This is a genomic window from Pseudomonas sp. D3-27 (assembly GCF_051132165.1).
Lineage (GTDB): Bacteria > Pseudomonadota > Gammaproteobacteria > Pseudomonadales > Pseudomonadaceae > Aquipseudomonas.
On sequence record NZ_CP071667.1, the window covers coordinates 2,604,347 to 2,629,696 of the forward strand.

16 protein-coding genes and 2 pseudogenes are annotated in these 25,350 nt (G+C 61.7%); 2 read left to right on the forward strand and 16 right to left on the reverse strand.

Translation table 11 applies throughout. The annotated features are described in order from the left end of the window. Positions 1–161 precede the first annotated feature (161 nt). The 11 genes from J3P92_RS12035 to J3P92_RS12085 form a co-directional block, all read right to left on the reverse strand. Complete coding sequence (locus J3P92_RS12035; RefSeq protein WP_434650904.1) at positions 162–926, reverse strand: PIG-L deacetylase family protein; 765 nt, start codon at positions 924–926, stop codon at positions 162–164. Positions 927–1,172: 246 nt separating this feature from the next. Further along, positions 1,173–3,332, reverse strand: a complete 2,160-nt coding sequence (gene glgX, locus J3P92_RS12040) for a glycogen debranching protein GlgX (protein ID WP_434650906.1) — start codon at positions 3,330–3,332, stop codon at positions 1,173–1,175. A gap of 146 nt (positions 3,333–3,478) precedes the next feature. After that, positions 3,479–3,835 (reverse strand): DUF2934 domain-containing protein, encoded by a 357-nt coding sequence (locus J3P92_RS12045; RefSeq protein WP_420766803.1) that lies wholly within the window; start codon positions 3,833–3,835, stop codon positions 3,479–3,481. 20 nt (positions 3,836–3,855) lie between these two features. Then, on the reverse strand, positions 3,856–6,642 hold the full coding sequence (locus J3P92_RS12050) for a malto-oligosyltrehalose synthase (protein WP_434650908.1): 2,787 nt from the start codon (positions 6,640–6,642) through the stop codon (positions 3,856–3,858). Then, positions 6,639–8,717, reverse strand: a complete 2,079-nt coding sequence (gene malQ / locus J3P92_RS12055) for a 4-alpha-glucanotransferase (RefSeq protein ID WP_434563852.1) — start codon at positions 8,715–8,717, stop codon at positions 6,639–6,641. Before malQ ends, J3P92_RS12050 begins: the two co-directional genes overlap by 4 nt. Further along, on the reverse strand, positions 8,714–10,516 hold the full coding sequence (gene treZ, locus J3P92_RS12060; protein ID WP_420766806.1) for a malto-oligosyltrehalose trehalohydrolase: 1,803 nt from the start codon (positions 10,514–10,516) through the stop codon (positions 8,714–8,716). The genes malQ and treZ overlap by 4 nt, the downstream gene beginning before the upstream one ends. A gap of 8 nt (positions 10,517–10,524) precedes the next feature. Then, positions 10,525–12,096 carry a glycogen synthase GlgA gene (gene glgA, locus J3P92_RS12065; protein ID WP_420766807.1) on the reverse strand — a complete coding sequence of 524 codons (1,572 nt, stop codon included), beginning with the start codon at positions 12,094–12,096 and terminating at the stop codon, positions 10,525–10,527. 640 nt (positions 12,097–12,736) lie between these two features. Then, positions 12,737–13,699 (reverse strand): D-2-hydroxyacid dehydrogenase family protein, encoded by a 963-nt coding sequence (locus tag J3P92_RS12070; protein ID WP_434650911.1) that lies wholly within the window; start codon positions 13,697–13,699, stop codon positions 12,737–12,739. Between the two features lie 11 nt (positions 13,700–13,710). Beyond that, entirely contained in the window at positions 13,711–14,742 is a 1,032-nt protein-coding gene (locus J3P92_RS12075; protein WP_434650913.1) for an alpha/beta fold hydrolase, read from the reverse strand. A gap of 86 nt (positions 14,743–14,828) precedes the next feature. Next, positions 14,829–15,263, reverse strand: a complete 435-nt coding sequence (locus J3P92_RS12080) for a YqaA family protein (protein ID WP_434650915.1) — start codon at positions 15,261–15,263, stop codon at positions 14,829–14,831. After that, positions 15,263–15,709, reverse strand: coding sequence for a DUF411 domain-containing protein (locus tag J3P92_RS12085; protein ID WP_434650917.1), 447 nt, complete (start codon positions 15,707–15,709; stop codon positions 15,263–15,265). Before J3P92_RS12085 ends, J3P92_RS12080 begins: the two co-directional genes overlap by 1 nt. A gap of 265 nt (positions 15,710–15,974) precedes the next feature. Here J3P92_RS12085 and J3P92_RS12090 point away from each other — a divergent pair, with 265 nt between their 5' ends. Then, complete coding sequence (locus tag J3P92_RS12090; protein WP_434650919.1) at positions 15,975–17,327, forward strand: hypothetical protein; 1,353 nt, start codon at positions 15,975–15,977, stop codon at positions 17,325–17,327. 9 nt (positions 17,328–17,336) lie between these two features. Then, positions 17,337–18,401, forward strand: coding sequence for a hypothetical protein (locus J3P92_RS12095; protein ID WP_434650921.1), 1,065 nt, complete (start codon positions 17,337–17,339; stop codon positions 18,399–18,401). A 172-nt stretch (positions 18,402–18,573) separates the two neighbouring features. Here J3P92_RS12095 and J3P92_RS12100 read toward each other — a convergent pair. The 5 genes and pseudogenes from J3P92_RS12100 to J3P92_RS12120 all read right to left on the reverse strand — a co-directional run. Continuing rightward, positions 18,574–19,101 (reverse strand): annotated as a pseudogene (locus J3P92_RS12100) (methyl-accepting chemotaxis protein); the annotation flags it as partial. A 378-nt stretch (positions 19,102–19,479) separates the two neighbouring features. Then, positions 19,480–20,565: pseudogene (locus J3P92_RS12105) on the reverse strand (cache domain-containing protein); the annotation flags it as partial. Between the two features lie 105 nt (positions 20,566–20,670). Beyond that, entirely contained in the window at positions 20,671–21,615 is a 945-nt protein-coding gene (locus J3P92_RS12110) for a GNAT family N-acetyltransferase (protein ID WP_434650922.1), read from the reverse strand. Then, positions 21,612–22,886 carry a phenylacetate--CoA ligase family protein gene (locus J3P92_RS12115; RefSeq protein ID WP_434650924.1) on the reverse strand — a complete coding sequence of 425 codons (1,275 nt, stop codon included), beginning with the start codon at positions 22,884–22,886 and terminating at the stop codon, positions 21,612–21,614. The genes J3P92_RS12110 and J3P92_RS12115 overlap by 4 nt, the downstream gene beginning before the upstream one ends. Positions 22,887–22,934: 48 nt before the next feature. Next, on the reverse strand, positions 22,935–25,349 hold the full coding sequence (locus tag J3P92_RS12120; RefSeq protein WP_434650926.1) for an acyl-CoA reductase: 2,415 nt from the start codon (positions 25,347–25,349) through the stop codon (positions 22,935–22,937). Between the last annotated feature and the right edge of the window lies 1 nt (position 25,350).

Consider the following 25,350-nt stretch of genomic DNA (forward strand, 5'->3'; position numbering starts at 1 on the left):
ATGCGACTCATGGCGACTGCGGCAGTTCCGGAATTCTTGCCGGACAAAACTCCAAGGCGAAAAATGTGGGGGCGAGCCTGCTCGCGATAGCAGTAGGTCAGCTTGACGAAATATTGGCTGGGCCGCTATCGCGAGCAAGCTAGCTCCCACAGGGCTGGGGGTCAGATAAATACAATTTCGTACGGCATGCCCATGCGATCGAGAATGATCCTCGGCACCAGCGGTGCGATGCCGTTGGTGGGCTCGCTGCCGAGCTGGCTGGCATAGGCGTGCATGGCGTGACGCTTGCGGGCGGTGGTCCACACGTCCAGCCGTAATTTGCGCGCCCGATGCCAGGGGATCCTGTTCTGCTCACGAACCGGCCAGTGCCAGGCCCATACGGGCAGTTCATTGAACACCGCTCCGACGGTTTCAGCGGCCAAGGCTCCAGCGCGGCCGACCGTGTCGTGGTCGCTGTCGCCGTCCAGGCGCCAAGTGCTGAACACCACGTCGCCAGGTTTGAGGTAATGGCCGATGAACGCGGTCAGTTGGGCTTCATGTTCGGCGAGGCCCTTTTCCGGGAACCCTCCGCGGACCCACTGCAGGCCATTGGAAGGCACGCCCAGGCGATGCAGGGCGTCCACGCTCTCCTGGGGATGCGGGCGAAACGTGCGCAGCCGCTCATCGGACCACAGTGGCGAGCCCGGATGGCTCAGGCTGCCGTCGGTGACCGATATCAGCAACATCGGTTGGCCCAGGTTGCTCAACAACTGGAGCAACCCACCGCAGGCGCCGACTTCGTCGCCAGGGTGCGGGGCAAGGATGACCGCGCGGGCGCCCGCGGGTATGAGTGTCTGGGTGCTGATGATCGGAATATCGGCCAGTTGCGGCGCGCTGTTCCAGATTTGCGGGTGATGCCGGCCTTGCAACCGAGAGGCAGGTTTCATGAGATACGTCCTTGTCGTGTCCAATCGTTCAGTCACGCATCGGGCCAGCCGCCCAATGTCGCCCCTTGGGAGCGATGACTGTGATTCGCGATGTTCCGAGTCCTGGAATCGACCGCAGGCGAAGTATTGACCATGCCAGCGGATTCGTCGCGTCAGAATGTGTATCTGAACCGGTTTTTTTTGTTCGAACTGTGTTGCGCGTGCAGCAGGGCGCGTCCTTGCGCCAGCCGACTCGGGGAAGGTCCCTTATTCCTCTTCTTCGCGTTGAAGCTCGAACAGCAGCAGTGAGCGCCCGGTCACGGAATATTCGAAATCGAAATCGAAACGCTCCTGGCCACGCACCGCGGGTTGGTTGGTGTCCACCATGCAGGTCCAGAAACTCCCTTCGGGCACCTCTGGCAGGCGGAAGTTGACGATGTCGTGGTGCGCGTTGACCACCAGCAACAATGTCGCGTCGCCGCCCTTGCGGCGGATGCCGGTCTCCTGTGCGCGGCCGTCCATCAACATGCCGAGGCAACGGCCTTGGCCATCCTGCCATTGTTCGACGGTCATCTCGCTTGCGTCGGGGGCCAGCCAGGTCACATCCTTTACGCCGATGTCCTCGTTGTAATTGCCGACCAGGAATCGACCGCGTCGCAGGATCGGGTAGGACATGCGCAGTTTGATCAAGCGCTTGACGAACTTCAGCAACGCCTGGCCATCAGCGCTCAGGTCCCAGTTGACCCAGCCGATTTCGCTGTCCTGGCAGTAGGCATTGTTGTTGCCGTGCTGGGTTCGGGCGAACTCGTCGCCAGCGACAATCATTGGTGTGCCTTGGGCCAGGAGCAGGGTGGCGAAGAAGTTGCGCATCTGCCGATGACGCAGCTCATTGATCTCGGGATCATCCGTCGGGCCTTCGACGCCATGGTTCCAGGACAGGTTGTTGTTGCTGCCGTCCTGGTTGTTCTCGTCGTTGGCTTCGTTGTGCTTGTCGTTGTAGGAGACCAGGTCGTGCAACGTGAAGCCGTCGTGGGCCGTGACGAAGTTGACCGAGGCGTATGGCCGTCGGCCACGCTGGTTGAACATCTCGCCCGAGGCGGTCATGCGGCTGGCGAAGTCGGCCAGTTGGCCGTCGTCGCCTTTCCAGAAGGCGCGCACGGTGTCGCGGAATTTGTCATTCCATTCGACCCAACCTGGCGGGAAGCGTCCGACCTGATAGCCGCCGGGGCCGCAGTCCCAGGGCTCGGCGATCATTTTTACCTGGCGCAGCACCGGGTCCTGGCGACAGGCGACGAGGAAACTGTGGCGTTCGTCGAAGCCGTCGTGATACCGGCCCAGAATGGTCGCCAGGTCGAAGCGGAAGCCGTCCACGTGCATTTCCGTGGCCCAGTAGCGCAACGAGTCGGTGACCATTTGCAGCACGCAGGGATGACTCAGGTCCAGTGTATTGCCGGTGCCCGAATCGTTGATGTAGTAGCGCTTGTCGTCGGGCATCAGCCGGTAGTACGACGCGTTGTCGATGCCTCGCATGGACAACGTCGGGCCCTGTTCATTGCCCTCGGCGGTGTGGTTGTAGACCACATCGAGGATGACCTCCAGATTGGCCTCGTGCATGTGTGCGACCATTTCCTTGAACTCGGCAATCTTGCCGCTGGCCAGGTAGCGCGGATCCGGGGCAAAGAAGGCGATGCTGTTGTAGCCCCAGTAGTTGGTCATGCCCTTTTGCAGCAGGTGCTGGTCGTTGACGAACGCGTGGATGGGCAGCAATTCCACAGACGACACGCCCAGCTTGCGAATGTGTTCCAGGACATCGTCGACCATCAGGCCAGCGAACGTACCACGCAGGTTCTCCGGCACCGAGGGATGGCGCATGGAGATGCCGCGCACGTGGGTTTCATACAAGATGGTCTTGTCCCACGGCACGCTGACCCGATGATCGCGGCCCCAGGTATGGGCCGGGTCGATGACCTTGGACTTGGGCACGAATGGCGCGCTGTCACGCTCATCGAAACTGAGATCGCCATCGGGATGGCCAATGGTGTAGCCGAACAGGGCTTCCGACCATTTCAGCTCGCCCACCAGTTGCTTGGCGTAGGGGTCGATGAGCAGCTTGTTGGGGTTGAAGCGGTGGCCGTTCTCGGGGTCGTACGGGCCGTAGACGCGGTAGCCATAGATCAGCCCCGGATGTGCGTCCGGTAGATAGCCGTGGTAGATCTCATCGGTGTATTCCGGCAGTTCGATACGCTCGAGTTCCACCTCGCCTGTGTCGTCGAAGATGCACAGTTCGACCTTGGTGGCGTTGGCCGAGAACAACGCGAAATTGACCCCCAGGCCATCCCAGGTCGCGCCGAGTGGAAACGGCAGCCCTTCACGTATCCGCGAAGCCTCGATAACGGGCGGCGGCGTGGTATTTTTCTGACGGGTCATAGTTGCTCCTGCAAAAGACAGATACGGTGGTGCGCTGCACGCAGGGCTGCGTGCTTTGCGCTTGTGGCGAGAAGACAAGTCTGCACGCCACAAGCAGGCCTCTTCGTTGAAAGAAGCACTGGCTTGGGAACGATGAGTCCGCGGGTTCAGACCGCCGGGGGCTTGCGCGTGGCGCGTGGCTTTTTAGCGCTAGCCTTGTCGGCGGGCGGGACCATTGCCGCGGTAGCTGCCGAAGGCTTGGTCGCGGGCTTGGCCTTGGGCGCGGTGCTCTTGGCGGCGGCCTTGGCGACGGTGGCCTTGGCGGCAGCAGCCGGCTTGGTGCCGTCAGTCTTGCTGGCCGCGGATTTGCTCGGTGCTTTCGGTGGTTTGCTTGGCGCCAGGGCTTCGGCCTCCGCCAGCTTGCGTGCCATTTCCCAATGGCGCTCTTCTTGCCCGGCAGGCTTACCTTCCGACTCCCAGATCTGATAGGCGAATTCACGAATGCGTTTATCGTCGGTACTCATCGCAGTGCTCCTGACTTGACTCAAGATTCAATAAAGACATTGACCGGGAAATCCCCCAGTGCGGCGCTGACCATCAGCTCCCTTTGGGGTGTGACTGCTGCGCTTGCAAAAAGTCCCCTCAGTTTTGCTCCCTCGGTGGCAAACGGTAACGAGATGCGCGTGTCGCCCCAGTCCGATGCAGCGACCTGGGGCAGGGCACTGTTTTCCAGCAGGCGCGCCGTGTGAATCGGCACCACGACGATCGCCCGTTGCTGCTGGTGTTGGCGCACGAAGGCCAATACGTGCTCGGCATGCTCACCCTGTACCGGCAACGGCTCGTAGCTGCCCTGGCGGAACAGTTGCGGATACTCGGAACGCAAGGCCAGCGTCCGCGCGATCAGTGCCTGCTTGACACGCCCGTCGCGCCAATCACGCACAAGCGCCACGGGGGCGCTGTCGGCCTGCATCGCCTCACGGCGGGCCTCGAAATCCACTGGGCGACGGTTGTCCGGATCCACCAGGCTGAAGTCCCAGAACTCGTTGCCCTGGTACAGATCCGGTACGCCGGGGACGGTCATGCGCAGCAAGGTTTGCGCCAGGCTGTTGAGGGCGCCCGCTGGAGCGATGGCCTGCACGGCTTCGGCGATGGCGCAGCGCAGAGGCAAGCCCTCATCGCACAGCAGCAACCGCTCCAGGAACATCTGCGTTGCCTGCTCATAAGAGTCGTTGACGGCGGCCCAACTGCTTTGCAACTTGGCTTCGCGCAACGCCTTGCGCTGCCATTGCCACAAGCGTTCGGCATAGCTGGCCAAGGCCTTGGGGTCCTGCAAGTCAAGGTCCAGCGGCCAACTTCCGAGCAGGGCCTGGTAAAGAATCAACTCGTCACCGGCCGAAGGGGCGGCCGGGTCACTGTGCAGCGACGGGGCGAGGATGCGCCATTGCTCCACGCACGCGGTGTACCAATCCGGGCGTTCGCTGATCACCGCCAGCCGTGCTCGAGTGTCTTCCCCGCGTTTGTGGTCGTGGGTGGCGGTGGTCACCAGGTTGTCTGGGAAATGCTCCAACCGCTCGAAGCAGGCCCCGTGGAACTCCTGAGCCGGCGCGCTGAACCGTTCGGTGTTGTAGCCCACGTCATTGCGCGACAGCAGCACCGCCGAACGATACAGCGCAGTGTCTTCGACAGCCTTGGCGGCGGCCGGCGAAGTCAGTTGCTGGAAGCGCACGCAAGCGTGGCGCAGCCGTTTGCGCTCGCTGCCCCGAGGTCGCCCGCGCCAAGGCATGCCACCGAGCCAGTCGGCCAGGCAGTCAAGCACCGGCCAGTCGGCTTCGCTGAGGGTTTGCCGGGCGCCTTCCAGGGCCTTCTGGAAAAACACCTCATCTTCGGCGGAGCGACCCAGCGGGGTGATATAGGTGCGGTACACCGGGAAATGCACGATCAGTTCCTGCAATGCCCGTCGAATGGCACCCAGGGTCAGGTCGCGGGTCATCACGTCATCCCGCGCCACCTGCAACAGGGCTTGGGCCACGCTTTCGAAGTCCCCGGCCAGGGATCCATTGAGAATCTGCTGGCGGGCCAGGCGCGCCTCTTCGATAAAATGCGCTGGCCGTTCACTGTGGCGGCTCCAGAATTCAGCGAGGGGTTCGGCGCCGGCCGGGTTGTGTTGCAGCAACGAAATCTGGTTCATGAATTCGTAACCAGTGCTGCCGTCGACGTTCCAATCCCGGCGCAGGGTTTCGCCATCGCCAAGGATTTTCTCCACGAAAATCGGCAGATGCCGTGACGGGGACAGCGAGTCGACGCGCCGGCGCAGCTTGCGGCAGTAGCCCCGAGGATCGGCCAGGCCGTCAATGTGATCGATCCGCAGCCCGTCCACCAATCCTTCGGCAATCAGCTCGAAGATTTTCGCATGGGTCGCTTCGAATACCGCCGGCCGCTCGACCCGTAGGCCGCCCAGTTCATTGACATCGAAAAAACGCCGCCAATTGATATCGTCCGCCGCCGTACGCCAACTGGCGAGACGGTAGCTCTGACGTTCCAGCAGCCGATGCAGGCGTTCGAAACCTTCCGGCTGCGTGGAGTCGTAGCCGCGCAGGGTGACCTCGATGGCGTCGAGTATCGCGGGCTCCGCTGCCAGGTCTCGCAGTTCCTGTTGCAAGGGACGGGCGAGGGAGTGGGCATCGGTCTGGTAGTTCAGCGTGGTAAAGCGCTCGGCCAGGCCCTTGAGCGACTCGATCTGCTCGGCTGCCAGGTCGTCCGAAGGCTTTAGCAACTCACCGTACTGCATGGGGCAGACAGGGAAGCGATGCTCATAATGCTCGACATAAAAGCTGCCCTGCGTGGCATCAAAGCGCAGTTTCAGCGTGCCTTCTTGCAGGGCCACGCCGTAGTCGCTGCCCAGGAAGGGCAGGAGCAGTTGGCCTTCCATCAACGGGTCGGGGGAATGCCATTGGATGTCGAAAAATTCGCCATAGGGGCTCAGCCGTCCCCATTCCAGCAGGTCCAGCCACCACGGATTGTCATTGCCGCCGACGGCCATGTGGTTGGACACGATGTCGAGGATCAGCCCCATCCGATGTTCGCGCAGGGTGGCGACCAGGCGCTTGAGCGCGGCTTCACCCCCCAGCTCGGGGTTGACCTGGGTCGGGTCGACCACATCGTAGCCATGCATGGATCCGGCCCGCGCCTTGAGCAGCGGTGAGGCATAGATATGGCTTATACCCAGCGACGCGAAGTAAGGCACTTGCGGTATGGCGTCGTCGAGGGTGAAGCCCTTGTGAAATTGCAGGCGTAAGGTGGCCCGCAGGGATGGAGTCATTTTATCGTTCATCGGTCACGCTCGTTCGCCTGAAGCCTCGCGCAGGCGAGTATTTCCAGACGCCGTGCGGCGTCCGGGTCGTCCAGCAGCGCTCCGCTCTCCAGAGCCAGGCGCCGCCGCCAGTTAGGGTGGGTGTCGGTGGTGCCGGGGAGGTTGGCCTGCTCGTCGATGCCCAGGGCATCTTCCAACGGCAGCAGTACCAACGGCGCTCGGGTATGCCCGAGAAAGCGCACGCTGGCGTCCAGCACCTGGTCGGTTTCGCGGTGTTCCTCGCGGAAGTTCTGCGGGTCCTGGTTCAGCGCGTTGCGCAACCCTTTGCGTTCACGCTGGCGATGTTTGCGCCAATCCATTTCGGTGTGGGAATCGATCAGCTCCAGCCGGGCATTCCAGTCGATGTCGTGGCCGTGCCACCAGCCGTTGAGAGTGGGCAGGTCATGGGTGCTGGTGGTCGCCAGGGCGTCGTCGGGCCAATCGAGAATGGGCTTGAAGTGCGTGTTGTCCTGTTCGAACAACAACACGCGCATGCCGAGGATCGAGCGCGCCGCCAGTTTTTCACGCAGGCCGTCGGGCACCGTACCCAGGTCCTCGCCCAGGACGATGGCCTGGTGACGATGGGACTCCAGGGCCAATAGTCGCAACAGGTCGTCGATGGGGTAGTAGAGATAGGCACCGTCGGTGGGCGGGGCATCGTTGGGGATCACCCATAGCCGTTGCAATCCCATGATATGGTCGATGCGCAAGCCTCCCGCGTGGGCGAAATTGGCCCGCAGCATCTCGATGAAGGCGCGAAAACCATTGCGAACCAGGCCCTCGGGGGAGAACGCGGAGATGCCCCAACCCTGGCCCGAGCGATTGAGGATGTCGGGGGGCGCGCCCACCGTAAGGGACGCGAGCAATTCGTCCTGCCGGCTCCAGGCCTGGCTGCCGGCGCCGTCGGCACCCACCGCGAGGTCGGCGATCAGGCCGATGCTCATGCCGCTGGATTTGGCGGCGCTCTGGGCACGCTCCAGGCAGCGGGCGATCAACCATTGGCAAAAAGCGTAGAAGCCGATTTCGTCAGCGTTTTCTTCGGCGAAACGGGCGATTGCCGGGCTGCGCGGGTCCCGCCATTCTTCGGGCCACTGGCGCCAGTCGAGGCTTTCGCCGCGAGCCGCGCGTTCGGCCTGGAGGGCTTCGAAGCGGCAGTGATTCTCCAAGGCTTCTCCACTGCTATGGCGGAAGCTGCTGAAGTCTTCGTGCAAAGGGTGCTCGCCCTGGCTGAAGCCGTCATACAGGGCGCGAAGCACCCGTTGCTTGGCTTGGGCAGCAACCGGCCAGTCGATAAGCGGCTGCTCTTCAAGGCTGCGCAATTGGTTGGTCAGGCCGCTGGCGTCGATCGCCGTGCGCAGCGCACGCTCGCCCAGGATGGTGCCCGGCGCGGCATACAGGCTGTTGAGAAACAACCGGCTGGAAGGCGAGTAAGGGCTGTAGCGGCCGGTATCGCTGCTGAACATCGCATGCATCGGGCTGATAGCCAGGGCATCGGCGCCGCGTTCGCCCGCGACCCGCGCCAGCTCTTCGAGGGCCTGGGTGTCGCCGAAGCCGCCATCACCCGGGCGTCGTAGCGAATAAAGCTGTGCGCTCAAACCCCAGGCCCGAGGCGTTGGATCATCCACGGCATCGGCCACGCTGTAGCAACGGGCCGGCGCCACCGCCAGGGTGAAATGTTGGCCCTGGATGCTCACGTGCTGATACCCCACCGGGACGATCCCGGGGAGAGCGGCGTCGGCATCGAGCTTTGAGCTCATCGTCGCGCCGTCCTCGAGTTGGATTTCGCAAGGCGTGCCGGGCTCGAAATAACGGCTCAGGTCGACATTGACGCCCACGTCCGCCGTAATCAGCGGTGGCAGGCGGTGGTTCTGTTGGTCCTCTTGCAATTGCAACAGGCTGGCGTCGATTTCCTGCGCGCTACCGGCGGGATGGCCCAGGCCGGTGAGGACCGAACGCAGGACCGCCGGCGATACTTTCTGGGCCCGGCCGTTGGCGTCGATCCAGTCCACCGCCAGGCCTGCCCGGCCAGCGAGGATTTCCAGTTGCGCATCACTCATAGGCGCTCTCCAGTAAGGGTGGGCAAGGTTGCCGCTTGCGTCAGACTGACCAGCGCGCTGTAGGGCGTGAGTACCCCCTGTTGCAACAGACCCATGGCCTGCGGTGGATGTTCGAAAAGAATCTGTGCATCTTGCGGGGCGCTGTGGTTGACAGGCTTGTCGCTGAGGTTCAGGTCGATGCGCAACACGCTGCCATCGCCCATTTGCCAGCGTGCGCTGACGGCGCCGTGACCCAATACGTCGGCGCCCAAGGCATGGGCGGCGGGCAGGCGCGGAACGATTTCCTCCCGACGGATTTTCAGCAGTAGGCGATAAAGAGCTTCACTGGCCAGTTGCTCCGGCTGGTGCGCCTCCAGGTTGGGCCTTGAAGCGTCGAACGTACTGGCCGCGTTCGGATCGGGAATCCGTTCACGCTTCTGCGGATCGGCAAAGGCGCTGAAGGCCTTGAACTCGTTGCGGCGGCCTTCACGCACCAGCTCGGCCAGTTCGCCGTGGTGGCTGGTAAAAAACAGGAACGGTTGTTCAGCGACGACCTCATCGCCCATGAACATCAGCGGAATCATCGGCGATAAAAGCAATAGGGCAGTCGCGGCTTGCAGGGCTTGCGGCGGCGCCAGTTGATGCAGACGTTCACCGAGGGCGCGGTTGCCGATCTGGTCGTGATTCTGCAGGAACAGCACGAACGCGCTGGGCGGCAAGTGACCGCTGGGCTCCCCGCGGGATTCGCCATGGCGGTTGGTATGGCCCTGGAACACGAAGCCCTGGCTCAGGCAGCGGGCGAGTTTTTCCGTCGGTTGCTCGGCATAGTCGGCGTAGTAAGCGTCGGTCTCGCCCGTCAGCAGCACGTGCAGCGCGTTGTGTCCGTCATCGTTCCACTGGGCGTCGTAGCCTTGTTCCAGAAGGCTGGCCTGGTTGTGTTCGTTCTCGACGGTCAGCCAGACATACCGTGTCGGGTCCACCTGCTGACGCACCCTGGCGGCCAGTTCCTGAAGGAAGTCGGGGTCTTCGATGGCGTGAACCGCGTCCAGGCGCAGGCCGTCGAAACGGTACTCCGACAGCCACATCAGCGCGTTGTCGATGAAGAAGTCACGGACCTCGCGGCGCCGGAAATCAATCGCCGCGCCCCATGGCGTGTGCTTGTCTTCGCGAAAGAAGCCCTTGGCGTAGCGGTGCAGGTAGTTGCCGTCGGGGCCGAAGTGATTGTAGACCACGTCCAGGATGACTGCGATTCCATGGCCATGGGCGCTGTCGATCAAGTGCTTGAGCTGGTCCGGCGTACCGTAAGAAGCCTGGGGCGCGTACGGCAGCACGCCGTCGTAGCCCCAGTTGCGGTCTCCGGGGAACTGCGAGAGCGGCATCAATTCAATGGCCGTGACGCCAAGCCCGGCCAGGCGCGCCAGCTGTTGCTCGACACCTTCGAAACCGCCCAGGGCGCCGACATGTAGTTCATAGATGACGGCATCGTACCAGGGGCGTCCGCGCCAACCGGTGTGCCGCCATTGATAAGCGTGGGGGTCGACCACCACGCTGTGGCGGTCAATATCGCCATCCTGGGACCTGGAAGCCGGGTCAGGCACTTGCAGTTCACCATCGATGTTGTAGCGGTAGCGAGTGCCGGCGGGGCAACGGGCCTGGATCATGTGCCAGCCGTTGGCCTGGGGCAGCATCGGTATGGATTCTCCAGTGTCGAGTTCGACACTGACATAAAGGGCATCAGGGGCCCACAGGGCGAAACGGGTGTGCTCTGGATCAAGCAGGACCGCGCCGTGGGTCCAGGTTTCAGGCGTCCTTGACGGCATCGGTTACCTCATTGTCTGGCAGATTTTCCTAATGATTTAGCGACCAGTTGTTCGTAAAGTTCGGCGTAGGGTTCCACAGCCTTGCTCCAGTTGAACGGCGCGGACATCGCCCGGCAGCGCATCGCATTAAGCAGTTCGGGGAACTCGTACACCTTGAACGCACGGGTCAGCGCCTCTTTGTAACTGTCGACGGTGGATTCGTTGAACAAGAACCCGGTGACTCCGTCCTCGATCGTGTCGGCAAGCCCGCCGGTATTCCGGGCTACGGGCAGCGATCCAAAGCGTTGCGCATACATCTGGCTCAAGCCGCAGGGCTCGTAGCGGGACGGCATCAACAGGAAGTCGCTGCCGGCGAACATCCGCCGAGCGTCGGTTTCGTTGAAGCCGATGCGCACGCCGATCCGGCCTGGGAAGCGCAGGGCCAGTTCACGCATGGCTTGTTCTTCTTCCGGCTCGCCGCGGCCGATGATCGCGATCTGCCCGCCGGACTCGACGATGAATTCGGAAACGGCTTCGGTCAGGTCCAGGCCTTTCTGATACACCAGACGCGATACCACGGCGAACAGTGGGCCGGTGGAATCATCCAGGCCGAACAGGTCGCGTACATGCGCGGCGTTGGCTGCCTTGCCATCCCAGTCGCCTATGGAAAACTGGCGCTGCAGGTGGGTATCGGTGGCCGAGTCCCAGCTTTCATCGATGCCGTTGGGGATGCCACTGAGCAAGCCTTGTTGAGTCTTGGAGGCGAGGAACCCATCGAGTCCACAGCCGAACGCCGGTGTGGTGATCTCCTGGGCGTAGGTGGCGCTCACGGTGGTGATGTGGCTGGAATAGGCCATGCCGGCCTTCAGGAACGACAGCTTGCCGTAGAACTCCATGCCTTCCTGTTGCAGCGCGTGCTCGGGAATACCCAACTCAGGGCAGGACGCGAGGCTGACCACGCCCTGATACGCCAGGTTGTGGATGGTGAACAGGGTGGGGGTGCGTTGACCGCGCCAGTGCATATAGGCAGGCGCCAGCCCGGCTGGCCAGTCGTGTGCGTGGACCAGGTCGGGGCACCAGTGGATTTGCGCCAGGTTGGCGGCGATGTCTGCCGCGGCGAGGCCCAGGCGGGCAAAGCGGATGTGGTTGTCGGGCCAGTCGCGGCCATTGTTGGCGCCGTAGGGAGAACCTTCACGGGCATAGAGTTCGGGACAGATCAGTACGTAGATCACCAGACCGTCGGCCATGTCCATGCGGCCGATCTTGCAGGGCGGAAGTGCGGCATGGCCGCCCAGTTCGCCGATGATATGGATAGGATTGCCGCTGTTCATGACTTGCGGGTACCCAGGGATCAGTATCCGCACATCGTGCAGCCCGGCCATCGCCCGGGGCAGGGCGGAAGAAACGTCACCCAGCCCGCCGGTCTTTACCAGGTCGGCGATTTCGGACGTCACGAACAGAATTTTCTTGCGATTTGGATTCTGTCGAACGACAGGGAGCAGTGCCTTGCCTCCGGTGGCCAGCACCGGTGCCGTCGGCGATTCTGCCGCCGGCGGTAGTTGAGAGCGGACTTGCTGTGGTTCCAAGGCAGCACTGATCATAAATAACTCCTATGTTCTCGATCTGTTTCCGGCAAGCGCCAGAGCTGTTGTTACATTGGCCGAATCCTGCGGCCAGGCGCACGAGCGCTACGCAAGGAGAGCAAAGCGCTGCCCAATGCGGCGAAGCGAATCAGGTGAGGGGGCCGTTGCAAGGAATGCTCCAGCCGTTGTTGCCCTTCCTCTAACCTGACCTTTCGCCGTTGTGAAAAGTTTCGACTTTTTTTCGTCCTGATGACCGGTCGGTTTTGCGCCCGGACCGGCAGTCTAGGTCAGAAGCTAGAGCGGTGCGGTTCGCTTCGTCGAATTGTCGGACAATCACATTTATTGTCGGCAATGTCTTACACGACGAAGTGGAATACGAGCCGACGAAATGCAGCCTCTTTGAAACATTCGTGTTGTAGGGAAAGGCGCTGGTTCAATCGCGTGCGCGGTTCAACAGCGCATCGCACCATAAAGGGGCGGGCAGGATGGAGGCGTTTTGATGGCTTTCAAGCAGGGTGCAGATGCTTCATGGTGGGAGCTGGGTGGGAGCGAGCCTGCTCGCGAAAGCCCCAGGTCAGACGACATCTCCTCTAACTGACACACCGTCTTCGTCGGCACGCCGCCCGGAAACGGCTCGCTCCCACAGGGACGGGCAAACTCAGGCTATCGGCTTCAACACCCGAATCGGCTTGCCTGCCGCCCAGGCCTGCAAGTCTTCAATCATCTGGCCGTAGAATTGCTGGTAATTCTGGCGGCTCACGTAACCCACGTGAGGTGTTGCCAGTACGTTGTCCAGCGTCCGGAACGGGTGGTCGGGCGGCAACGGTTCCTGGGCGAATACATCCAGGCCCGCCCCAGCCAGGCGTTTGTGCTGCAGCGCATCGATCAAGGCAGCCTCGTCCACGATCGGCCCGCGGGCAGTATTGATCAGCAGCGCACCAGGCTTCATCCAGCCCAGCGCCCGGGCATCGACCAGGCCCCGGGTGCGGTCGCCGAGCACCAGGTGGATCGAGAGAATATCGGCCTGCTCGAACAGCGCTTGCTTGCTTACATAGGTGACGCCGGCATCGGTTGCCCGTTCGGCCGTCAAGTTCTCGCTCCAGGCGATCACTCGCATGCCGAACACTTGGCCGAACTGCGCCACGCGCGTGCCGATGCTGCCCAGGCCGAGGATTGCCAGGGTCTTGCCGTGCAAGTCGCCGCCCAGGCCCTGTTGCCAAAGCCCGGCACGCAACGCATTGGCTTCTGCGACGAGGTTGCGCGTCAGCGCCATGATCAGTGCCCAGGTCAGTTCGGGCGCGGCGTGCTTGTAGCTGTCGGTGCCACACACCTGGATACCCAGCGCGGCGGCAGCCTTGAGGTCGAGGGCGGCATTGCGCATGCCGCCGGTCAGCAATAGCTTGAGCTTGGGCAAGCGGCGCAGCAGCGCTTCATCGAAACGCGTCCGTTCGCGCATCACGCAGATGACATCGAAGCCTTGCAGGCGCGCGGCCAGGGTGTCGTGGTCGGAGGGATAGTCATGCAGGAACGTCACCTGGCCGACGCTCTCCAGTGCGGACCAATCCACCACATCCCTTGCCACGTCCTGCCAATCATCGATGACTGCAATCTGCACCGCCATGGAATACCTCGTCAGAGAATGGGTTTGTCCAGCCAGCCCAGCAGGGCTTTGTGGAACCGGTCTGGTTCCTCCATCTGCGGCGCGTGACCCAGATTGGGGAATTCCACCAGTGTCGATCGAGGAATCAGCTGGGCGACCTGCTTGCCCAGCACGTCATATTTGCCCAACCTGGCCTTCACTGCCGGCGCAGCGATGTCGCTGCCAATGGCGGTGGTGTCGGACGTGCCGATCAGCAGCAGAGTCGGCGCCTTCAGGTCCTTGAACTCGTAGTAGACCGGCTGGGTGAAGATCATGTCGTAGATCAGTGCTGAATTCCATGCCACCTGCTTATGTCCCGGGCCTTTGTTCAATCCGGCCAGCATGTCCACCCAACGCTCGTACTCCGGCTTCCAGCGACCGCCATAGTATGTATTGCGCTCGTAGGTACGGATGCCGTCGGCGCTGAGTTTCAGCTCGCGTTCATACCATTGGTCCACGCTGCGGTAGGGAACGCCGAGGGCCTTCCAGTCTTCGAGCCCGATGGGATTGACCATCGCCAGGCGTTCGACCTGATCGGGAAATTGCAGCGCATAGCGGGTGGCAAGCATGCCACCGGTGGAGTGGCCCAGCACGATGGCTTTCTGCACACCCAGGGTCTTGAGCAGCGCGTTGGTGTTGTTCGCCAGTTGGTGAAAGCTGTACTGGTAGTGGTCTGGCTTGCTCGAGGTGCAGAAGCCGATCTGGTCCGGCGCGATGACCCGGTAGCCAGCCTCGCTGAGGGTCTTGATCGAGTCGCCCCAGGTCGCGGCGCAGAAATTCTTGCCGTGCATCAGCACGACACTGCGACCGTTGGCCTTGCCTTGGGCGGGCACGTCCATGTAGCCCATCTGCAATGCTTTGCCCTGGGACTGCAAGGAAAAGTGCTTGAGGGTGTAGGGGTATTTGAAGCCTTCGAGCTGAGGGCCATAGGCCGGACCTTCGGGCGGGTTCTCGGCCTGGGCGAACAGCGGTAGGGCAGCGAGCAAGAACAGGCTGGACTTCCAGCGGGTAGTCAAACGCGGCATTGTCAAACTCCTTTAGGCAACCGACCGATCCTGGAACGGTTGGATTATGGCGACATTAATCACAGGCAACCGAACCGTGGGAACGTTCAACCCATCCAGCCTAGGGTTGCGAGCACGAGTACGCCATAACGCAGGCCTTTGGCGAGGGTGACCATCAACAGAAAGCGTCGCCACGGTTCACCCATCACGCCCGCCACCAGCGTCAGGGGATCGCCAATGATGGGCACCCAGCTCAGCAGCAGCGACCAATAGCCATAGCGCTTGTAATGCTGGCGGGCCTTGTCCAGGTGAGACGGGCTGACAGGGAACCAACGGCGGTCCTTGAACTGCTCAACGCGGGTCCCTAGCCACCAGTTCACCAGTGAGCCCAACACATTGCCCAAGGTGGCGACCCCCAGCAACAGCCAGACCGCATGGCGCTCGCTGAGTACCAGGCCGATCAGCAGCGCTTCCGATTGCAGCGGCAACAGGGTCGCCGCGCCAAATGCCGCCAGGAACAGCCCGACATATGCCTCGGGCATCAGTGGGCTGGATAGTCCGCCACGACGGTTTGGGAGCCGTCCTTTTTCTGCCCGATCACTTGGTAGGCATCACTCATGCCGTCCATTTCCATGCCCGGCGAGCCCATCGGCATGCCTGGCGCGGCAATGCCGAGCAAATCGTCGCGTTTGCTTAACGCCAGCACCTGCTCGGCAGGGACATGACCCTCGACGAATTTGCCGTTGATCTCGGCGGTGTGACAGGAACGCAGGTTGGGCGCGACGCCCAGGCGCTGCTTGACCGAACTCATGTCGGCTTCGACATGGTCATTGACCTTAAGACCGTTGGCTTGCAGATGGGAGATCCATTTCTTGCAACAGCCGCAATTGGCGTCGCGGTGTACATCGATGGTGACCGGCTCGGCAGCCTGGGCCAGGGCAGAGGTGAAAACGGCGCTCAGTGCGAGCAGGTGCAGGGGATTGGCCATGGGTCAGGTCTCTTGGCGAACGGCTTTGGATGGAAGGATAACAGAGTAGCGGCGGTGGCCTGACAGCAGGCTGAAGGGCGGATGACGGAACTATCAGTTGGCAGCGGCCCCGGGGAACATGGCGATCACATTCGTTCGCGGTTCTGTAAGCCCTGCCGCTCGTCCAGATTTGGCGCATACCTGTAGGTTCTGACAGTAGCCAATGTTGCTTGCCTGATGTGTGATGGCTCATGCCGAAAGGCCAACCATCTGCCAGGTAAAAATCATGGATATCCCAGCTTCAGCCTTGAGCCATCCCTTCGAACTGTATCCAGTGCATATTCCTGGGTGGGTGACATTTTTACAGCCGCCAAATATCGCGCACGGCGGCATTCCTAAAAGCATCTATGACGACCGGCTTCAGGGACTGCAATGCGTGATCAATCCATTGACCGATCTCAAAAGCGGCCCTTGGATAATGGCGGCGTTTGATCACGTCGACTTGTACGTCAATGGAATACGGAGCACCGGGGCAGGGCACACCGTTCAGCCGGGAGATGAAGCTAAGTTCATCGTCCTGTACCTTCCCCATGGGGAGTTAAGAGACGGGGTCAACGCCCTGCACTACAGAGTGACGCGCCTGAGCGGGAATTTCGACGACTCGATCTCTTTGGACGTGCTCTATCACCTTAGGGCGCCCGGTGAACCCGCCCCCCAGAACATGGATCTGGTGATCCCGCCCGACGTGATCAGCGATGGGGTCAGCGCTGACAGGGCGGCGCAAGGGGTGAAGTTTGGTTTTACTTATGGCAACCGGCGAGATTTCGATCGCATCGAGTTTCGGATAGGCGCGGTGGCTAAACCTTACGATGTGCCGAGTGCTCCGGCTCCGGCGGAATATACGCTGTTCACCGACACCTTCAGAGACGTGGGAGACGGCGCCTTTACTGCGGTCCAGTTCAAGGTGACCGATCAACTGGGTAACTCCAACCTGTCGTCTGACAAATATATTGATGTCCACCTGGACCGGCAGTTGACCTTGGCACCGCCTTCGGTGAAAGAGGCCAGCGGCGCGTCCTTGAACCCGGTCAACGCCAAGGACACCCTGACCATCGTCGTGCCGGTCAACGCCGAGTTGCTGCCCACGGACAAACTGACGGTGACCTGGACGGGCGCACCGGGAACCCCAGCCGGCGGCTCACACACCTCAGGCGAATCGTTGGTCAGTGCGGGGTTGGAAATCCCGATTCCCAACAGTGTGGTCGCGTTTAACCTGGGCAGGTCGGTGACGGTGTCCTATGCGGTGATTCGAGGCAGCGAAGCCCCTGTGGCGTCACCGCCCTTTGCCTTGGCGATACAACCCCTGGCTCCAGGTGATCTTGAACTCGGCAAGCCAAGGATCCTGGAAGCCGCCAATAATGGCGAGGGCAGCGAACTGAACCTGGCTTCCATCAGTGCGAATGTCACCTGCTGGTTCGGTACCTGGCCCCTGATTGCCGTTGACCAGGACGTGTGGCTGCGTTTCAAGGGCACGAAGGCCGATAACACCACGCCTTACAACCTCGATATCTGGGTGCCAAAGCCGCCAACTAAAGGGCCTAGGGTCAATCAAGGTTGGGTCAACAACGGTTTCTATTAGCCAGGCCCCTTGGGCAACTCTTACAACTACCTGAAGGACCTGAAAGACGGCAGCACGCTGACCGTGGAGTTCAAGGCGGATTTCAGCAAGACCATCGACGAGGCCAATGCAATAACGTTTCCGCAGCGTACTTACACCGTCAAATCAATTGTGATGGTGACGCCCACGATCACCTCTGTGAGGGGCCAGCCGAGCAACGCTGAGATTCCGGACAACAGCAACACGGTGGAGACCAGCGTGATATTGAACGGTGCCGCCTCGGTAGGGCAAAAGATTGAACTGTTCGACGGAAACACGTCCATAGGAGAATTTATGGCTGTCGCTGGTAACTGGACCAGCACGGCAATTACGGTGGCGGTCGGTGAACATAACTTCAAGGCCACAGGCCTTTACGGTGATCGTCCGACGTCGGCTGTTCGTCGTCTTAGGGTGATAGAACCCTTGGTGATAGATAACCGCATCGCCAATCTTGATGGCTTCTTCCTGTACTACAACGGAGCACGAAACAGCACACCGATGCCGGCGGGCACAACGGTTACTCGCACCCCCTCGCGTGGAAATCCTCCGTATGCATACAGCACGTCAAATACCGGTGTTGCCACTGTGAATGATCAGGGGGTCGTGGTCGGTGGAGGAAACGGCGAGGCGACCATTACAATAACCGACGCCTACGGGCAAACTGCGTCATATACAGTGAGCCGCTCAAATGCTTGGACACTAAGATCGACACGCTCCATTCGAGGCGGCCAGGCGCAGGGCTGGGCAAACGGTCAGGGCGCGCAAAGTTCTTTTAACCAAAATCCCTATCCCGATGGCGGCACTATGCAGGCAATCCGCACTTATTATGAGCGGGACCTAGGCTGGAACTACAACAACTGGACCGGCCGCTATGATAGCGGTAATCCATTATGGCCATGTTTTGCAAACATCTATCAAGGCACCAAATCTACATCGACCATTGAAAGTTACTTAGGTGCTTATTGTCGGGTGCCTTATAACCAAGGCACATTGTTGCTTTCAGAGCGAACTGAGTTGGGTGAGCCCCCCGAGCCACCTGAGCCATCTGGAAGTTAACCCGGTCGGGGCTCGCTGGGCTGTGTCCAAGCGCCACCTTCGCCTTCGTAGATGGGCTTGGAGAGGCCGCTTTCAATCGCCACAGCGGCAGGCGCAATGCCCTTTAACGTTGAACTGAAAGGGGGCCTGCTATCAACCCTGACAGGAGGCCCCCTTTTACTCAGGCGATGTTTCAGCGAACCTTGAACCGCCCCATGATCGCATTCACCCGGCTGTTGGCTTCCAGCAACTGACGGGTGTTGTTCTCGCTGGCCAGGCCGCTTTCCACCAGCTCTTCGACCATGTGCCGGATCTGCACCATGCTCCGGTTGATCTCTTCGGTCACTGCACTTTGCTGCTCTGCGGCGGTGGCGATCTGGGTGCTGAGGCTGTTGATCTGGCTGACGGAGCCGGCCATTTCGTCCAGGCCCGAGTTCACTCGGGAGGTGGCGTCGGCAGCCGATTGGCAACTGGTCTGGGTGTTTTCCATGGCCGCGACCGACGAGCTCACGCCTTGGGTCAGGCGCGTCAGCATTTCGTTGATCTCCGAAGTGCTGGCCTGGGTGCGGGCGGCGAGGGCGCGGACTTCGTCGGCGACCACCGCGAAGCCACGGCCTTGCTCGCCAGCCCGGGCGGCTTCGATGGCGGCGTTGAGCGCCAGCAGGTTGGTCTGCCCGGCGATGGCCCCGATCACCCCGAGGATCTCGGTGATGCGCTGCGCATCCTGCTGCATGCTCTCGACCTTGTGAGTGGCGCTGGCCACTTCCTCGATCAACGCGACGACACTGTTCGATGCCTCGCCGACAACGACGCGGGAGCGATCGGCATGTTCATTGGCCCGCTGGGTGAAGGCGGCCGTCTCGGCGGCATTCTGCGCCACGCTTTCGGCCGTGGAACTCATTTCGGTGATGGCCGTTACCGTCTGGTCGGTCTCCGAGGCATGGCGCATCAGGATTTCACTGGTGTGGGCCGAAGTCTGCTGCAGCTTGTCCAGGCTAGATGCCATGGCGCCGGTGGCCTGGGTGACTTCGCCGATCATGTCTTGCAGGTACGCGATAAAGCGGTTGACCGAATGACCGATGGCGCCCAGTTCGTCTTCGGCGCGGATGGTGATGCGGCGGGTCAGGTCGGCGTCGCCCGTGGACAGCGCATCGATGTTGCCCTTGAGCACTTTCATGCGGTTGGTCAATTGGCGGATCGCATACAGCTGCATCAGCACCAACAGGATCACCATGGGTATCTGCAACAGACTCAGCGTGTTCAATACGTCATCACGTTGGGCTGTGATCAGGCGGGTCGGCAGGGCAGTGGCGAGGAACCAGGGCGAGCCTTCGATAGGCCGCATGAAGAACGTGCTGGCTTCACCGTTGTTGTCGAATTCGACGCGCTGCGGTTGGTCACGGTTGGCCAGGCCAGCCTTGACCTGGGCGGCAAATGGCGAGCCAGCCGCCAGTTCGCTGATGTTCTTGAGCACGATCGGGCCGCTGATCCGCGAGCTGTTGCTGATGATCTTGCCGTCGCTTTCCACGATCAGCATCTCGGCGTTCAGTTCTGCTTCCTTGCGTGCGATCAGCTCGTTGAAAAAGCCGAGGGTCACGTCGATGGTGGAGACGCCATACGGCGCGCCATTCTTCTGGATGGCCATGGCGCAGTTGGTCCGGGGTTCGGCGCTCGCGTCGTCCTTGTAGGCTGCCGCCCAGGCGCATTTGCCAGGGGGAGTGGCCATGCCGCCCTTGTGCCAGGGTTGCTCGTAGTAGTTCGGCGCAGCATCGCTGTTCCAGAAGGTGTTGACGATCAGCTTGCCGGAAGCGTCGCGGTGCCAGAACGTGCTGAATTTGCTGCGACCTTCGGCGCGCTGGTTGGGCAAAGGCCAGATCCCGCCGCCGAACACTTTCAGCTCACCGTACTGGTCCACCAGGCCTGGCAGTACCTTGTCGATGGCATCGCTGTCGAGCAAGGGGATGGTCTGGGTAATGCTGCGTTGCTGGGCCTGGACCTTGTTCAGTTCGCCCTGGATCTGCTCGGCGACCTCGGCAATGCGGTTCAGCGCCACTTGTTCCTCGGTGTGGCGCAGCTTGGGTGCGACGAGGTAACTGATGCCGACGACCGTCAGGATGGATAACACCAGAATGAACAGAACCAAAAACAACGTGTAGCGGGCCTGAATGGTGCGCAATGAGGGCATGTGGGTGTTCCTTGCACGGGGCGACTTTCGGAAACAAATGGGATGAACGTTCCAATATATGTCGGCTTCTCTGCCAGGAGCTTGAGTGTGGGGCCTGACCAGCCGTCAGGCGGCGGAATGGGCCTGGGCGTTTTTCCAGGTTTGAGCGTGAGCCTGCAATTCATCGTGAAGGCGTTGCATGGGGGCCGAGTGCAGGCTGAGCCTGCGCGGATGTGCAACTCGGTGGAACAGCGCCTGCCAACCTTGCCCGGCGTCCGTGGGCATCATCCCAGTGAAGAAAAAACCCGCAGCCAGCAGCAGCTGGTGGTCGGCGCAAAAGTGTCGACCGAGGCCGATTCGGACCGAAAGCGGCCAATGGGCGGGCAAGCGCCGAAGCTGCCCGACGAGGCATGTATCCACCCGATCCGCCACGATCTCGATCCGGCCGGGTAAATGGCTAAGCCGCAACGGATGAATGCGCTGCGGCCTATCCACAAGGGTGGTCCCGAAACGCGTTTCCAAAGCGCCCATCAGCCATTGGTGGGGCGCGGGCCATTGAAGACGTGGCAGCGGTCGAGGGTGGTCGCCGATCACTTGGCAGCCGATCACGATGGTTTCGGCCTGGTCCGTGGCGAACGGAGAGGGCACGAAGTCGGGTAGCAGGCCGACGTCATGAAAACCCAGTCGTTGGGACAGCCGTTGGCTGTAGGGATGGCTGGTGACCTGCTTGATCGATAGCCTGGCGAGCCCGAGCTGCCGGCAACCGTCCAGTAATTGTTGCCCCAGCCGCGAGGCGATCTGCCTGCCCTGCAACTCGGGGTCCACCGCAACCAGCGCCAGCTCGGCATCTTGAGTGGCGTGTCCCTGGCGGCACAACGCGGCATGACCGACCACGCGCCCGTCGACCACCGCCACCTGCGAATGCCAGCGCCCCTTGAGATTGTGCTGGCAGATCATTTGCGGCATGTAGACGTCAGGGGAGACGTAGTGATCGCCGTACACCCGACGAAACAGCTCGCACGTACCGGCGCTGTCGGTGGCTTGGAACGGCCTGAATACCAGAAGGCTCATCCGGCATCCTCCGCTGCCCGCGAACCGTATACCCGACGATCGATGATCGACAGGTGCTTGCCGGAACGGGGGTGGCGCTCCAGGTCCTGTGCGGTACAGGCCTGGGTATCCACATGAAGTCGATCGAGGCCTGGATATTGCTCGATCAAGGCCGCTTTAAGCGCATGGGATCGCGTTGGGCCTGCATCCTCGGCTTTTTCCGGCAGCCACTTGAGCAACACGCAGTCATTGCCCTGGCTGTGCTCGATGATCAGTTGCCACTGCACACTGCCGGCCACGCGCCGCGCGATGTCGCTTATTTCTTCGGGAAACAGCGACAACACGCCAACACGCACGCGCCGGCTCTCTGCGCTGCGTCCTCGAAGGGCGAATTTGCGCCCCGGCGTGCCTGCCGGCTCGCACCAACTGGCGCGGTCTCCCACCGGGTATCGGACAATGGGCATGAGGGTCCGGTTGAAATTCGTCACCACCAGGTTTCCGGCTTGGCCAATGGCCTCGATCGCTTCCCCGCTCAGGTCGTCGACGATTTCCACCCGCGTGTGCTGATCGAATACCCGGTGCTCGCCCAAGCCGCAATCAGGCGTGCTCGCACCTACCAGTCCGGCATCCACGCTGGCGTATCCGATGGACGCGAAACGCGCGCCCGGGAAGGCGCGCTTCAATGTCGGCATCTGGCTTTCGAACAGGTTTTCCCCACCAAAGAGCACGGTGGTGATCTGTGGCAGTCTGCGCCCTTTGCCAATGACATGGCTGGCGAAGGCCAGCAAGTGCGCAGGCACGCCCACGAGTACGTTGATGCGGTGTCCAGCAATGGCGTCGGCCAACACATCGAGTTCCACCGAGCCGGAGAAGGGAAACTCGGTAATCGCAACATCGACGCTGCACAGGGCGCCGTGGATGAACAGGAAACTGGCGTAGAGATCCCCCGAGAAAAACAGATTGGCAATGCGATCTCCCGCAGCCAATTGGGCTGTCAAGCTGCGCCCGAAGCAATCGAGCATCAGTTGCCATTCTGCGTGGGTATACACCGATAACTTGCCTTCGCTGGTCGTACCGCCGGTCTTGAAGACCAGTGCGTCCTTAACGCGGCTGGTCAACACCGGCCAATGGTCCAGGTCGTGGCTGCCTTTCCAATACTCGCTGAGATTGACGATCGGCAACTGGTGGAACTCGCAGCCATGGACGGGTAGATGGCTCAGCTGCGTGCGATAGAACATCGAATGCGTGCGGATATGGTTGAGCCATTGGTCGTAGGTTAATGGGGCGCTCATCGGAATATTCTCAAGGCTATGGGTCGGCTTATCGGGTACCGGGCGAAATCAACGGCCGGCTAACCTGCAATCGATCACCAGCGGGACTTTGCCGCTGTGCTTGTTATGTTCGAACCGCTCAACCGGGCGGTGCTCGACGTCCAGAACCACCAACCCGGCGTTGACCGACGTGCGCAGCGCTGCGAGGCCCAGCACCTGGCGCCGTACCGTTTCGGCGTCGCCATCGGTACGAATCAGCAAACGCTCACCGCCACAGCCCGCATGGCTCAGAACGATCTGGATGGCCGTCTGCGCGTGCTCGGACAGGTCCCGGGTATTGATGAACTCCGTGGCGATGCGCACCAGTTGGCCGTGGCGCTCGCGCAGCTCGAATCTGGGCGACTCCAGGCCACACGCGCATGGGCCGGGTAGCCAGCGCCCTAGGTCGCCGACTTCGTATCGCTGGAGCGGGCGCGCCTGGCGTACGCGGGAGGTGAACAGCAAGCGCCCGATACCATCAGGGCCGACCGGCATATCCCGTTCCAGGTCAACGATTTCCAAGGATTGGATATCCTCCATCAGATGAAACACACCGTCGCCGCTGGCTATGCAGGCATGCCCGAGGGGGCCCGCATCGACGCTGCCGTAGATTGCCGAGCGAACGCAGGTGACGCCGCATTGCTCGAACAGGAGACGACAGTCCTGCCCCAGGTGTTCGCCACCAAGCATGATCTTGCGCACACCGCCGTAGCCTTGAAGGACTGATTGCTGGCTTGAGAACAGACGATGCAACGTGCTGGGCATGCCCATGAGCGTGTTGATTCGATGCTCGACGATCAACTGCGCGATCTCTGCAAAGTTGTCATCCGGCGGCGCACTCATCGGGTAATGCACGACATCCATCTGTTCGAGGATTTTGGTGAAACTGAGGAACCCACCGTACAGGCTGCCGCCATAGAACAGGTTCACCACTCGATCGTACGTCGGGTCGAGCCCCGCGGCGCGCACCCCATCGGCGGCGGCCCGCATGTGGCGGTCGAAATCACGATGGCTATAGGGGGACAAAACCGGCGCACCGCTGCTGCCGCCGGAACGGAAGAACAGCTGTGCCTGAGGGGCCGGGGGCAGCGCCACGAACGCTGCTTTGTCCATGATGGGCGTCGAAGGGGTCAGCGCCAATGGGCTCGCGGCGGCATCCAGCGTGACGCGATGGCTGGCAATGCCTGCATCAAGGCTGACCGATACCCGGCGACTCAATCGTTGCAGCCCGTAGACCCCATCGTGGGGCTCGCCGTCGTAACCTTGCTGGATTTCCCCCGTGGAGGTCACCCGGCCAACCCCAGCGGTCATCAGGCGCCGAACCAGCCCAGGAGCGCGTTCCGGCTCGCAGATGAGGGCGCAGCTCTGCAGCACATTGCGCCATGGCAGCAAGGTTTCGGCGAGCAGCACTTGCGGCATCGGCCGTAGCAGGAGCGTGCGAAACAATGGCGAAGGTTGCAGTTCGCGGTGGTGCTCCCAGAGAATGCGCCAGCCATTGCCCGTCCAGACCTGGCCGGTTTCGTTGGCAAAGCTGAAGTCCAGGCGGGCCAGTGCCGTACGGGTGGTGATCTCACTGGCTTCGGCGGCGGTGGTCTCCAGGGTGGGCCAGCGCCCGGTCCGGCGTTCGAACGCGGCGGCCAGGGCGCTTCCCACTGCTTGCAATTGCCCAGGATCATCGCTGTCCACCAGCAGCCATTGCGGGCTGGAGCAGGCCTGCTGGTCGAGGCGGCAGACTTCGTCCACCAGCGCATCCAAGGCCTGCTCGCTGGCGGCCAGAGGCGTGATATAGGCGAAGCTGATCCGGTGGCCCCAATCGATCCAGCGACAACCCGTTGGAATGCGCTCGCGCAATGCCTTCAAGGCAGCTTCGCCGCCCCAGGCACTGACGCCATTGGCAACGGCAAAAAGACGCCCGGTTTGTTCAGAGGGCACCGGCAATACCGCCAGATAACCACGTAACCGGCCGCCTGGATCGCACGCCAGGAACGCCGCTAGGAGTTGCGCCGTCAGGTCGCCCTCGCGGGTGCTGGGGCGCAGCCAATTGACGTTGCCCGCAAGTAGGCCTTCCAGCACCGCGCAAAACCCCAGCAACGGCGAGTTGCCCGGCGTGACATGAACCACCAGGCCCAAGGGCTGCCAACTCTCGAAGGGCCCGTCGCAATAATCGATTCGCCGTAGCGAACGTGCATCGACGCCCAGCTCCCGTTCCAGCTTGAAGCTCAACGACTTGCGAGCGCAGAAAGCAATCAGGGCCTGGCGCTGGTCCTCGTCCAGCAGCGGGCTTCGGTCTGCCGCACGCAGCCATTGCGCGAACGCCTCGGCACAGTCGATAACCTCCTCGCTGCGAGGTGGCGTTTCCAGCAAGACGGGCAGTTGCGCTTGGAGGCGTTCAAGCGCTGCATCGAGCGCCAGCCCGGCGTTCAGTTGGCCGTTGATGAGGTACATA